We start from the raw sequence: 12,366 nt of genomic DNA, 5'->3' as shown, positions 1-12,366 counted from the left end.
GGATCGCCCCGGGTTCAGTGGAGAGCGGGTTGTGCCGCCCCGGCGGGTGCCGGGGCGCTGGCGTGTTCAGCGTAGAACAGGTCTTCGTACTCGATGGGTGGGATGTCGCCGCAGTGTGAGTGAAGGCGGTCGTTGTTGTACCAGTCGACCCACTCCATGGTGGCGAGTTCGACGGCATCCAGACCGCTCCACGGCCCACGTTTCCAGATGAGTTCCTTCTTGTAGATTTTGTTCAACGCCTCGGCAGCGGCATTGTCGTAGGAATCGCCGGTCGATCCGACCGAGGGTTCGATTCCGGACTCAAGGAGCCTCTCGGTGTAACGAATAGAGACGTATTGGCAGCCGCGATCCGAGTGGTGCACCAGGCACGACAGGTCTCGCTGGTGTCGGCCACGTTCCCACAAGGCGTGTTCCAGGGCGTCCAGCGCCAGATCGGTCCTTAATGAGTTCGATACCCGCCACCCGGTGATCCGGCGGGAATACAGGTCCATCACGAAAGCCACGTACACGAACCCGGCCCATGTGGCGACGTAGGTGATGTCGGCTACCCACCGGTGGTCCGGCGCCGGCGCGGTGAAGTCCCGCTGGAGCCGGTCGGCCGGGCAGGCCTTCGCCCGCGCGGGTCTGGTGGTCCGGGTGGTGCGCGCGTTCGGCACGCCAGCCAGGCCCAACGCTCGCATGCGACGTTCGATGGTGCATCGTGCGACCGGCTCACCGGGCCAGGCCCGCAGATAGGCCTTCCACATCTTGCGGACCCCGTACACGCCGAAGTTCTTCTCGTGCAGCTCCTGCAGACGTTCGTCGATGACGGCATCACTTGTGGCCCGCTTCGAGACAGGCCTACTCTTGCGGGCATAATAGGAGCTTGGGGCGATCGCGATTCCAGTCTCTTTCAGGACCTCGCAGATCGGCTCGACCCCATGCTCGTCGCGGTGCGCGGCAATGAACGCATCGACGTCTACGGTCGGCGGTCGAGCTCCGCCTGAGCGAAATAGGCACTCGCCTGGCGCAGAATCGTATTCGCGCGCCGCAGTTCGCGGTTCTCCTTCTCCAACTCTGCGATCCGGGCCGCGTCCGTACTCGTTGTGCCGGGGATCTCTCCGTCGTCGATCCGTTCGCGTTTGACCCAGTTCCGCAGCGTGTCGCCGTTGATCCCGAGCTGCTCACCGGTCAACCGGCACGCACGCGAGACCGCCAAGCCGGGCTCGGCGGCGATCCGGTCGCGAACCAACCGGATCGCTCGTTCACGCAACTCGTCGGGGTACCTCTTCGGTGCAGGCATGACTCCATCCTCCTGGGGAGATCAAGCCCTCCACCCTTCCCGGGGCGATCCAGTGCTCGGAGTCGTGACCAGCACACTGGATCTGGCCAAGGCCCGGTTGGTGAGGCTGGACCAACTGCTGGGCGAGGGACTGATCCTGCCGGCCCTCTACGCCCGCAGTTCCTCGTTGCAGGGAGAGGCGGGGCTGGATTTCGCCGCGTTGCGGGACATCTCGAGGATCCACTCGCTGCTGCCCTTCGTGAGGGAGACGACGTCATGAGCGACTTCACCCCCGTGTCCTTGGTCTCCGAGGTGCTGGTCTCCGAAGCCCTTCGGAAGCTGCTCACCAGGCCGCCGGCTCTCACGCGTCTGGAACCGCAGACCGTGTCGGGCGACCCTCGGCCCGGCGCGGAGGCCGTGATCGCCGACCCGCTGTGGATGATCGGCCGACAGTGGCAGCTCGGTGAACTGCTGGGCGAGGACGTGGGCACGGCCGTCTCCGTGACGGTCAGGTCGCGGGCGCTCCCGGTGACGGCGTGGGCGCCGGGCGGGCAGCCTGACGACACGGATGGACCGAACTCCGAGCCGACGTGGCGGAGGTGGCCGACCGGGGCGATGCTGGAGGAGATGGTCGAGCACGTTCCGAAGGCGAGCTCGGGCCTCCGGTGGCGGGCCGAGGCAGGCGCCGCGCTGATCGAGGCGCTGACCGATGCCGGCCACCCCGACGCGGCGGACGGCGCTCGGACGGCTTATCCGCTCACGGACTCGGATGACCCCCGCGATCCCGACCGTCGGCTCGACCCGGTCGCGGACGACCTCGCGCTCTGTCTCGTAGGCAGCGTCCCGGACGGAGAGGCCGCGCTGGCCGCGCTCAGGAGCGGCGTGCCCGAATGGATCGCCAGCGCGGCCGATCCGGCGGGCGCCGAGATCGCCGCGCGGGAATGGCTCGCCTGGGCGGACGGGCCACCGGATCGCGGCGGGTGCTGGACGACGAGCAGGCTCGAGCATCGTTTCCTTCTCCGATTCGGGCATGGGGACACCGCTGCAGTCGTCGCGGCGACCGGCTTCGGAGGCGGCTCGGCGCGCTGGCACCACCTGACGTGGTTGCCGGAGGCCATGGTTGCCCTCGACGGCGACGACGAGCTGGACGAGCCCGCAGAACGTACAGACGTTCTCCTCGCGACCCCTCTGCGGTATCCGGGACAGCCCGCCGACCGCTACTGGCAGCTGGAGGATGGGGCCGTCGACATCGCCGCCATCGAGGCGCAGCCGCACGACCTGGCTCGGCTGTGCCTGGCGGAGTTCGCGCTGAACAGCGGTGACGACTGGCTCATCGTGCCCGTCGACGGCCGGGCCGGTGCGTTGAACCAGGTGCGTTCGGTGGTGGTCCGCAACAGCTTCGGGGAGGAAACATCGATCGGCGACGCCTCCGCCGCACGGCGCGGGCGAGGTTTCCGGATCTTCGAGGTCACCGCCGAGGACGGGCGCGAACTCGACGGCGTGGTGTTGGCCCCGACTGGTCCGACGCCACTGGTGGGAGACCCGATCGAGGAGGTGGCGCTCCTGCGGGACGAGGTGGCCAACCTCGCCTGGGCGGTCGAGACGGTGGTTCCCGGACGCAGTGGTGACGGCCGGCGGCGGGACGGGGAGTCGCCATCGCGACGGCCGAGGACTCCGGACGACATCGAGCCCGGGGATCTGTGGTACGAGCTGGCCGGCACGGTGCCGGCCCACTGGATCCCGCTGGTACCGGTGCGGCTGGCACCCGGGCAGGTGGCCCTGCGCAAGGGCGCCATGCTCGACGCGGCCGGGGAACCGGTTCACCCGGCGGGGGAACTCCTGACGCCGACGCCGTTGACCTTCCCCATGGAGGAGATCCCGCGCGAGGGGGTGACGGTCCGGACGGTGCCGGTGCTGTCGCGGCGGCGGAACGGCAGCTATGCCCGCTGGACCGGCCACCGGGTGAACGTCGGGCGCGGCGAAGGCGCGAGCGCGTTCGTCTCCGACGCGGCGCATCTGCCCCCGGCCGCCCGTTGACCGGGCGACATCCGACCGATTCGGTGGCGCTGTAGTCGCCCGCCGGTCCTCGCCTCCATCAGCTCTTCGAAGACGCGGCCGCGGATCGCGCCTCAGGTGGCATCGGTCGGTGGCGCTGCGGCGGACGACGACGCTCGCCTTCACCGCCGCCGGCAACAACTTCGAGCTCGCGATCGCGGTGGCTATCGCGACCTTCGGCGTCGCCTCCGGACAGGCGCTCGCCGGAGTCGTCGGTCCGCTCATCGAGGTGCCCGTGCTCGTCGGCCTCGTACGTCTCGCTGGCCCTACGTTCCCGCTACCCTCACCGATCCGTCACGGAGGCCGTGTCATGACCAACCCTTCCCGCCCGTCCGTCCTGTTCGTGTGCGTCAAGAACGGCGGGAAGTCCCAGATGGCGGCCGCGCTCATGCGACAGGTCGCAGGCGACGCCGTCGAGGTGCACTCGGCCGGGACCGCGCCCGGCGGCGCACTCAACGAGCTCTCCCGCGAGGTCGTCGAGGAGATCGGCGCCTCCATGGCCGGCGAGCATCCCAAGGCGATCGACCCGGCGCTGCTCGACCGTGTCGACCGGGTCGTCGTCGTCGGGGGCGAGGCGAGCATCGAGCGTCCCGGAAGGGGCCCGGTCGAGACGTGGGAGACGGACGAACCCTCGACGCGCGGCATCCACGGACCCGAGCGGATGCGCCTCATCCGCGACGACCTGCTCGTCCGCATCCGCGCCCTGCATGCCGACCTGACCGGCGAGCTTCCGGCCACATGACCGGTCCACCCCGGCGCGCTCGTCGGATGCCACCCAGGCGGAGATCAGGGGTCACCCAAGATCGAGCACCTGTCGCATTCCACGGTCGATCGCGATCATGAGCTGTTCGCGCACAGAACCGACGGGATGAGGGTCGAGGTCGCGTCGGTCCACTGTCACCATCGCGGTGACGTTCGCGACGGAGTCCTTCGGCAACCCGGTGAGGACAGCGGACAGGAAGACGTTCCCGGGCATGGCGGCCAGAGCCGTGTTCGAGGTGAGGACAAGAACGAGAGTCGTCGCCAGACGGCTCCTGTTGTACACGTCGCTCTGCACCACGAGTACTGGTCGTCGTGTCGCCGACGCACTGCCCGCCGGCTCGCCGAGGTCACACCAGTGAATGTCCCCCCGCGTCACCATGCGTCATCGGCGGCCGCAAGCCTGCGACGTCCCAGCGCCACCGCATCTGCGGCAGAACCGTCCTCGCCGATCTGCGCGAGCACGTCGTCGATAGCGGCCGTCAGGTCACTGCCCTCCAACTCACGCGCGTACCGCTCGGCTGCCGCCGCGTAGAACTGGGACCGGTTCATGCCGTGCTTGCCGGCGGCAGCCTCGGCACGCCGAAACGTGTCGTCGGGAACGGAGATCGCTGTCTTCATCCTCCGAGTATAACCGGGTATGAAACATGGTCACCGCGCTCGTGCCACCGGCGGGAGTCGACGATCGCCGACGACGGCGCCCTCATCGTCAGCGCGTCGACGTCACGCCCGTGACCTGGACGAACGGGGTTCGAACGGGAGGACGTCGCCGTGGCTGTGGTTGCCGGCGGGACGTCGCCGCCGCCCTCAGCGGTCGCCCGAGCCGGCCGCAGCCTGCATAGTGGGACGCGGGGCTCGTTCTCGACACCGAAGGTGACCATGCCGATGACTCCGGCGCCGCTGCGCCGGCGATCCGCGCCTGCCGCGGCGGGCCCGGGCCAGCACCTGCAGGCCGATGCCGTTCTCACCGGCGAAGGTGACGTGCACGATCACGTCCGCGGCATCTGCTTCAAGACCGGGCCGCCCGGCACCGTCGGCGCCGAGCTCGAATGGCTCGTCGTCGATCCCACCCATCCCGCGCGTGCTGTGGCCCTCCCCCGGCTGCAGCGCCTCCTCGCCGGACCGATGCCCGGCGGCAGCCTCGTCACCTTCGAACCCGCGGGTCAGGTCGAGCTCAGCTCCCGGCCCGCCCCCGACGTCATGACCTGCGTCGCCGACCTGCAGCGTGACGTCGCCCACCTCCTCGCCGTGCTCGCCTCCGACGGCCTGACCGTCGTCCCGGCGGCGACCGACCCGCACCCGCGGCGTCCCCGGCAGCTCGACCGGCCGCGCTACGCCGCGATGGAGGCCTACTTCGACGCCCTCGGTCACGATCTCGGCCGCACGATGATGCGCTCGACGACCGCGGTGCAGGTCAGCCTCGACGCCGGCGCGGACGAGGCGGACGTCGCCGCGCGGTGGCGTCTCCTGCACACCGTCGGACCGACCCTCGTCGCCGCCTTCGCCAACTCGCCCCGACTCGGCGGCCGCGCGACCGGGGCAGTGTCGACGCGCCAACGCGTCTGGCGCGGCCTCGATCCGGCGCGCACCCATGCGCCGACGCCGAACGGCGACCCGGCCGCGGCGTACGCGGAGTTCGTGCTCGACGCGCCGCTGATGTTCACCGGCGAGGGCTGCCGGCCGCACCCCGGAGGCACGCTGCGCGACTGGGTCAGCGGCCGCCTGCCGCACCTCGACCCGCCGACGACGGCCGACCTGCAGCGCCACCTGACGACGCTCTTTCCGCCGGTGCGGGCGCGCGGCTGGTTCGAGGTCCGCTATCTCGACGCGCTGCCGCCGCAGTGGTGGCCCGTGCCGGTGACGGTCCTCGCGACCCTGCTCGAGCGGCCCCGAGCCGCGGCGGCCGCCGAACACGCCTGCGCCCCGGTCGCCGACGCCTGGGATCGCGCCGCGCACCTCGGCCCGCGCGACAAGGCCCTCGCTCGCGCCGCGGGCGCTCTCTTCGACGCCGTCGAGGCCGAACTTCCCGCCGTGACGGGCGATCCCGCACTCGCCCGGCTCGTCGCGGACTATCGGCAGACCTACGTCGACCGGCGCCGCTGTCCCGCCGACGACCCCGCCTTCCACGACTCTCCGCTCGTTCATGGACCCGACGCCACCACCCCCGCCCGGCAGGAGACGGCATGAGCATCGACCCCCGCGCCCTCGACACCGAGGGACTGCGTACCGCGATCGCCGACGAACTCGAGCGGGTCCGGCGGCGCTCGACGGCGCTGACCACGGCGATCCTCGACGAGGACGAGCTCACCGCCCAACACAGCCGGCTCATGTCGCCGCTCGTGTGGGATCTCGCGCACGTCGGCAACTACGAGGAGCTGTGGCTGCTGCGGGCCGCCGCGGGCATCGAACCGATGCGCCCCGAGATCGACGACATCTACGACGCCTTCGAGCACCCACGCGCCGAACGGCCCACCCTGCCGTTGCTCTCACCGCAGGAGTCGACCGGCTACCTCGACCTCGTCCGGCGCAAGGTGCTCGACTCCCTCGACGGGCTACGCCTCGACGGCGACGCGCCGCTGTTACGCGACGCGTTCGTCTACGGCCTCGTCCTCCAACACGAGCACCAGCACGACGAGACGATGCTCGCGACCCACCAACTCCGGCGCGGGGCACCGGTGCTCCCGCTCGACGACGAGCGGCCCGCGCCGCGCTCGAAGGGCGCCCTGCCGCGCGAGGTGTTCGTCCCCGGTGGCCCGTTCGTCATGGGCACCGACGACGACCCGTGGGCCTACGACAACGAACGCCCCGCGCACGAGGTCGACGTCGCCGCGTTCTGGATCGACACGACACCGGTGTCGACGGGTGACTACCGCCGGTTCGTCGAGGCGGGCGGCTACGACGACGAGCGCTGGTGGCACCCCGACGGCCGCGAATGGCTCGCCCGCTCCGGCAAACGGACGCCCGCGTTCTGGGTGCGGGACGGCGGGGGCTGGGCGCGGCGGCGCTTCGGCCGGCTCGAGCCGCTGCCCGAGGACGAGCCCGTGCAGCACGTCTGCTGGTTCGAGGCCGACGCCTACGCCCGATGGGCCGGACGCCGGCTGCCCACCGAGGCGGAGTGGGAGAAGACCGCCTCGTGGGATCCGGCCACCGGCACCAAGCGCCGATTCCCCTGGGGCGACGCGCCGCCCACCGACGAGCTCGCCAACGTCGGGCAGACGCCCTACCGGCCGTCGCCGGTCGGGTCGTTCCCCGCGGGCGCCTCCCCCACCGGCGCGCTGCAGCTCATCGGCGACGTCTGGGAGTGGACGAGCAGCCGCTTCCACGGCCACCCGGGCTTCTGCCAGTTCCCGTACCCCGAGTACTCCGAAGTCTTCTTCGGCGGCGACTACCGCGTGCTGCGCGGCGGCTCGTGGGCGACCGACGGCCTCGCCGCGCGCGCGACGTTCCGCAACTGGGACCACCCGATCCGCCGGCAGATCTTCGCGGGCTTCCGCACCGCGCGCGACGAGGATGCCCGGTGATGTATCGGTACAACATGTCATCCGCGCCCCTGTCGCGTCACGCGCCTGTTGGACTCGCTGATCGCGACGCGCGCACGGTCGTGGAAGCGCGCCCCTGATGTGTCGACACATCGCGTGGCTCGGGCCGCCGCGCACGCTCGACGACCTCATCCTCCGACCGGAGTTCGGGCTCCTGCGCCAGTCGTGGGCGCCCCGCCGGCAGCGGCACGGCACGATGAACGCCGACGGCTTCGGCGCGGCCTGGTACGTCGACGGGCGAGAGACGCCCGTGCGCTTCCGCCGTGCTCAGCCGATGTGGACCGACGCCTCGTTCGCGTCGATCGCGCCGACGATCGACTCGGGCTGTGTGCTCGCGGCCGTGCGCTCGGCGACGGTCGGCACCGCGGCCGACGAGTCCTGCGCAGCGCCCTTCGTCGACGGCACCTCTGCTCTCAGCCACAACGGGGCCCTCCGTGATTGGCCGGGCGACCGGGCGCGCTTCGCCTCCGCGGTGGCGAGCGTCCCCGAGGCCGCGGCCGGAGTCGACTCCGCCCTGCCGTTCGGCCTCGCGGCCACGGCCTGGCGGGCCGGCGTCGACCTGGCCGGCGGGCTCGCCTCCGCGGTGCGACAACTCGAAGAGGGGGCCGCCGGCGCGGGCCGCCTCACCCTCCTCGCCACCGACGGCCAAGCGATCGCGGGGGTCGTCGTCGGCGAGCCGATGTACGTCACGCGCCGCGACGGCGGTGTGCTCGTCGCCTCCGAGCCCGACGACGACGGCGAGACCTGGGAGCAGATCCCCGACCGGCACCTCATCACCGTGACCCGCGACGGGGACGAGTTCACCGTCACCATCGATCCCCTCGACCAGCCCTCCCGCACGCCCGCCACGACAGGAGAACCGCCATGGCCGACCGCACGATGACGATCGACGTCCACCTCTCCCCCGGCGACCTGCGGGAGGCGATGCGCCGCGACGTCCGCGACGGCCTCGGCTCCCGGCCGCGGACGCTACCGCCGAAGTACTTCTACGACGCCCGCGGCAGCGAGCTCTTCGTCGACATCACCCGGCTGCCGGAGTACTACCCGACCCGCGCGGAGGCCGGGATCCTGCGCGCGCGGGCCGACGACATCGCGGCGGCGAGCGGCGCCGACGTGCTCGTCGAGCTCGGCTCGGGTGCGAGCGAGAAGACCCGGCTGATCCTCGACGCGCTGGACCGCACCGGCGGCCTGCGACGGTACGTGCCGTTCGACGTCAGCGCCGACGCCTTGCGCGAGGCGATGGACGCACTCGCGGGCGACTACCCGCAGATCGACCTCCATGGCGTCGTCGGCGACTTCGACCACCACCTCGGGCTCCTGCCCGACGGTGGACGGCGGCTCGTCGCGTTCCTCGGCAGCACGATCGGCAACCTCGACCGGCAGGAACGGCACGCCTTCCTGCGTCGTCTCCGCGACGGGCTCGGACCACAGGACTCCCTGCTGCTCGGCACCGACCTCGTCAAGGCCCCGGCACGCCTCGTCGCCGCCTACGACGACGCGGCCGGCGTGACCGCGGAGTTCAATCGCAATGTGCTGCACGTCCTCGTCCGCGAGCTCGACGCCGACGTCGACCCCGAGGCGTTCGCCCACGTCGCCGTGTGGAACGAGGGGACCGAACACATCGAGATGCGCCTGCGCGCCCGCCGCGACCTGCGTCTTCGCATCGCCGAACTCGACCTCGACGTGCCGTTCGACGAGGGCGAGGACATCCTCACCGAGATCTCGGCCAAGTTCCGGCCCGAGGGTGTGCGCGAGGAGCTCGCCGCGGCCGGGTTCGAGGTGACCGGGTTCTGGACCGACGACGCCGGCGACTTCGCGCTCGTCCTCGCCCGGCCCGCGTGAACACCGCTCCCCGCACGCATAGGGTCCGCCGCAGGCAGAACCTCACCGGAGCCTGACCGACTTGCGGCGTTCGCCCTCTTTGCCCGAGCCCTCGGGGCGGAAACGACGGCTGTTTCGGCGGCTGGGGAGGCGGTCGGCGGGGTCGCCGGGCGAGGGACGGCGAATCTCGCGCAACAAAGACCGGTCAGTTCCGCCTCCCGCGCCGCACCTTCGCGCGTCGTGCCTGGTCAGAAGTCTGCGCCTTCGTGGAGCCGGTTCAGTGACCGGTCTTTCTTGCGCGAGATGGAGCGACACCCCCTCCCGGCCGGCGACGGCACGGGTGTGTCACGCGCATCACCCGCGCCACGGCCGGTGCCCGCGAGGCCGTCGCACATCCCGCACCTCGACGCCGTCGCCCTTCGAGGCTGATACGTTCATCGCTCGTGAACCTGTGGACCCTGCACCGCGATGGTGCCCTCGCCGGCCCCGACGACGTCGTCGCTCCGTCAGAACGTCTTTCCTGGGGCCGCACGGTCGGCCTCGGAATGCAGCACGTCGTCGCGATGTTCGGCGCGACGTTCGTGTTTCCCCTGCTCATGGGGCTCTCCCCGCAACTGGCGATCATGATGTCGGGCATCGCCACGCTGCTCTTCCTCGCCCTCACGGGAGGCCGGGTGCCGAGCTATCTCGGCTCGTCGGCCTCGTTCGTCGGTGTCACGGGAATCATCGCGGCCCAGGGCGGCACGACGTCGGACAAGACGGGCGCACTGCTGTGGGTCGGCGTGGCGCTCGTGCTCATCGGCCTGGCGATCCACGTCCTCGGCGCCACGTTCATGCACCGGCTCATGCCACCGGCGGTCACGGGCGCCGTCATCATGCTCATCGGCTTCAACCTCGCCCCCGTCGTCGCGAACACCTACTGGCCGCAGGACCAGTGGATCGCCGTGATCGTCATGCTCTTCGTCATCGTCGTGAGTGTCGCCTCGCGCGGATTCCTCTCGCGCATCGCGATCTTCGCGGCGGTCGTCGTCGGGTACACGCTCTCGTGGCTCACCGACGTCGTGGCCGGCCCGATCACCGCCCCGACGGCCGCCGGCGAGGTGACGACCCACCTGCGCGTGGACTGGAGCGCCGTCGCCGCCGCGCCGTGGTTCGGCCTACCCGGTCACACGACGGCGACGACACCGGGTTGGCACCTGCCCACCTTCCACGCGGGATTCGCCCTGGTCGCCTTGCCGATCGTCGTCGCTCTCGTCGCCGAGAACATCGGCCACGTCAAGGCCGTCGGTGAGATGACCGGCGCCGATCTCGACCCACTCATGGGGCGCGCCGTCGGCGCGGACGGTGTGGCGACGATCCTCGCGACCTCCGTCGGTGGTGCTCCCACCACCACGTACGCCGAGAACATCGGGGTCATGGCCGCGACCCGCGTCTATTCCACGGCCGCCTACGTCGTCGCAGCGATCACCGCCATCGCCTTCGGGTTCTCCCCCAAGTTCGGCGCGGTGGTCTCGGCGATCCCCGGTGGCGTCCTCGGCGGCATCACCGTCGTGCTCTACGGGATGATCGGGCTGCTCGGCGCGAAGATCTGGGTCGAGCACAAGGTGATGTTCGGCCACCCCGCCACGCTCGTTCCCCTGGCCGCGGGCATCATCATGGGCGTCGGCAACGTGAGCTTCCACCTCACCGAGGGATTCGAGCTCTCGGGCATCGCGCTCGGCACGGTCACGGTGATCATCGGCTACCACCTCGCCCACCAGCTCTCCCGGCGCACCCGCCCACAAGCCGGAGTTCCCGACTTCTCGGGCACCGACCTCGAGGTACCCGACCTCAACGATGTCGAGAAGGGTTGGGACGGCCGCGCCTGAACGACCGCACGCCTGCTTCGTCGTACGGTGGACTGGAGTCCGGCCCCAATCCGGTTGCGCCGCCACGACCTTCAGGTGAGGAGACCATGCCCCCCACCGCGCCCTCCCCCGTCGTCATCGGCATTCCCACCTACCGGCGGCCCGAGCTGCTCGCGCGACTCCTCGATTCGCTGAAGCCGGAGATCGACGGACGGAACGTGCTCGTCGTCGTCGGAGACAACGACGCGGGCACGGAAGCCCCGCAGGTCGTACACGCGAGCGGACTCGACGCCGTCTGCGTGCCCGTGCCGCGGCCCGGGATCGCCGAGGTGCGCAACGCCCTCGTGCGCGCGGCGACCGAGCACCGGCCCGATTGGGAGTGGCTCGTCATGCTCGACGACGACGGGTTCGTGACCCCCGGCTGGTTCGAGGCACTCACGTCGGCCGCATCGACGAACGGCGCAGACGTCACGGCCGGGCCCGTCCTCGGCGAGTTGCCTTCGGGCGCCTCGCTCCTCGCGCGCAACAGCATCTATGCAGGCCGTACCCGGCACCCCTGCGGGCGCGTCGACATGCTCAACGGTGCCCAGAACATCTGCATCCGGCGAGGCATCGCCGACCGGATCGGTGACCCGTGGTTTCCCACCCACCTCGCCGGAGCGGGCGGGGAGGATCACTTCTTCTTCCGCGCTGTGCTCGATCAGGGTGGCGCCCTCGCGTGGTGCGACGATGCGGTCGTCGTCGAGCCCACCGATCCGGCCCGTCTCGTCGCCTCGACCCTGCTGCGACGGGCCTTTCGCAGCAACGTCGTGGGTGCCCAGACCGATCTGGCGTTTCACGGCCGCGCCTTCGTCGCCCGGGAGCTTGCCCGTGGGATCGGCCGCACCATGCGCAACACCGCTGCCGGTGTCGTCCGACGCGACCCCGACCGCCTGGCGCGGGTCGTGATCGACGCGGCTGCGCTCTCGGGGCGTGCCGTGGGTCTCGTCCGTCGCACTCCGCCGTCGGGCTCACACGCCGGTCACTGAACGACACCGAACGTCACCGAACGACACCGACACTGACGTCGCTGAACAGCGCCGAC

Annotated in this window: 12 protein-coding genes and 1 other annotated feature; of the genes, 9 read left to right on the top strand and 3 right to left on the bottom strand. The window is 71.0% G+C overall.

Going from position 1 to position 12,366, the window contains the following annotated elements:
- Positions 1-14: 14 nt before the first annotated feature.
- A protein-coding gene (locus tag BN1197_RS01755; protein ID WP_245851760.1) for an IS3 family transposase occupies positions 15-1,282 on the bottom strand; the annotation gives its coding sequence in 2 pieces (ribosomal slippage) (positions 15-994 and positions 994-1,282; 1,269 coding nt in all).
- Positions 867-998: a sequence feature (AL1L pseudoknot), on the bottom strand. Its footprint overlaps the gene before it by 132 nt.
- 64 nt (positions 1,283-1,346) lie before the next feature.
- Here BN1197_RS01755 and BN1197_RS01750 point away from each other — a divergent pair.
- From BN1197_RS01750 to BN1197_RS01740, 3 genes are all read left to right on the top strand, one after another.
- Complete coding sequence (locus BN1197_RS01750) at positions 1,347-1,541, top strand: hypothetical protein (protein WP_141397177.1); 195 nt, start codon at positions 1,347-1,349, stop codon at positions 1,539-1,541.
- Positions 1,542-1,876: 335 nt separating this feature from the next.
- Positions 1,877-3,298 carry a hypothetical protein gene (locus BN1197_RS01745; RefSeq protein WP_141397176.1) on the top strand — a complete coding sequence of 474 codons (1,422 nt, stop codon included), beginning with the start codon at positions 1,877-1,879 and terminating at the stop codon, positions 3,296-3,298.
- Between the two features lie 109 nt (positions 3,299-3,407).
- Entirely contained in the window at positions 3,408-4,058 is a 651-nt protein-coding gene (locus BN1197_RS01740; protein ID WP_315969795.1) for an arsenate reductase/protein-tyrosine-phosphatase family protein, read from the top strand.
- 51 nt (positions 4,059-4,109) lie between these two features.
- Here the strand turns inward: BN1197_RS01740 and BN1197_RS01735 are convergent, their stop codons facing one another.
- Positions 4,110-4,457, bottom strand: coding sequence for a type II toxin-antitoxin system PemK/MazF family toxin (locus tag BN1197_RS01735; protein WP_040155564.1), 348 nt, complete (start codon positions 4,455-4,457; stop codon positions 4,110-4,112).
- The gene (locus tag BN1197_RS01730; RefSeq protein WP_040155562.1) at positions 4,451-4,696 is read right to left on the bottom strand and encodes a hypothetical protein; all 246 of its coding nucleotides are present in this window, start codon (positions 4,694-4,696) and stop codon (positions 4,451-4,453) included. The genes BN1197_RS01735 and BN1197_RS01730 overlap by 7 nt, the downstream gene beginning before the upstream one ends.
- 258 nt (positions 4,697-4,954) lie before the next feature.
- Here BN1197_RS01730 and egtA point away from each other — a divergent pair, with 258 nt between their 5' ends.
- From egtA to BN1197_RS01700, 6 genes are all read left to right on the top strand, one after another.
- Entirely contained in the window at positions 4,955-6,262 is a 1,308-nt protein-coding gene (gene egtA / locus BN1197_RS01725) for an ergothioneine biosynthesis glutamate--cysteine ligase EgtA (RefSeq protein ID WP_217991129.1), read from the top strand.
- Positions 6,259-7,596, top strand: coding sequence for an ergothioneine biosynthesis protein EgtB (egtB, locus tag BN1197_RS01720; RefSeq protein WP_052465854.1), 1,338 nt, complete (start codon positions 6,259-6,261; stop codon positions 7,594-7,596). The genes egtA and egtB overlap by 4 nt, the downstream gene beginning before the upstream one ends.
- Before the next feature lie 97 nt (positions 7,597-7,693).
- The gene (gene egtC, locus BN1197_RS01715; protein WP_082043531.1) at positions 7,694-8,497 is read left to right on the top strand and encodes an ergothioneine biosynthesis protein EgtC; all 804 of its coding nucleotides are present in this window, start codon (positions 7,694-7,696) and stop codon (positions 8,495-8,497) included.
- Positions 8,479-9,456, top strand: a complete 978-nt coding sequence (gene egtD, locus BN1197_RS01710) for an L-histidine N(alpha)-methyltransferase (RefSeq protein WP_052465853.1) — start codon at positions 8,479-8,481, stop codon at positions 9,454-9,456. The genes egtC and egtD overlap by 19 nt, the downstream gene beginning before the upstream one ends.
- Positions 9,457-9,878: 422 nt before the next feature.
- Positions 9,879-11,303, top strand: coding sequence for a uracil-xanthine permease family protein (locus BN1197_RS01705; protein ID WP_040155560.1), 1,425 nt, complete (start codon positions 9,879-9,881; stop codon positions 11,301-11,303).
- A gap of 86 nt (positions 11,304-11,389) precedes the next feature.
- On the top strand, positions 11,390-12,310 hold the full coding sequence (locus BN1197_RS01700; RefSeq protein WP_052465852.1) for a glycosyltransferase family 2 protein: 921 nt from the start codon (positions 11,390-11,392) through the stop codon (positions 12,308-12,310).
- The last annotated feature ends 56 nt before the right edge of the window (positions 12,311-12,366 follow it).

The sequence above is a fragment of the Mobilicoccus massiliensis genome, assembly GCF_000826525.2.
GTDB classification, from domain to species: Bacteria; Actinomycetota; Actinomycetes; order Actinomycetales; family Dermatophilaceae; genus Mobilicoccus; species Mobilicoccus massiliensis.
This window is presented reverse-complemented; position numbering and strand designations above follow the sequence as displayed.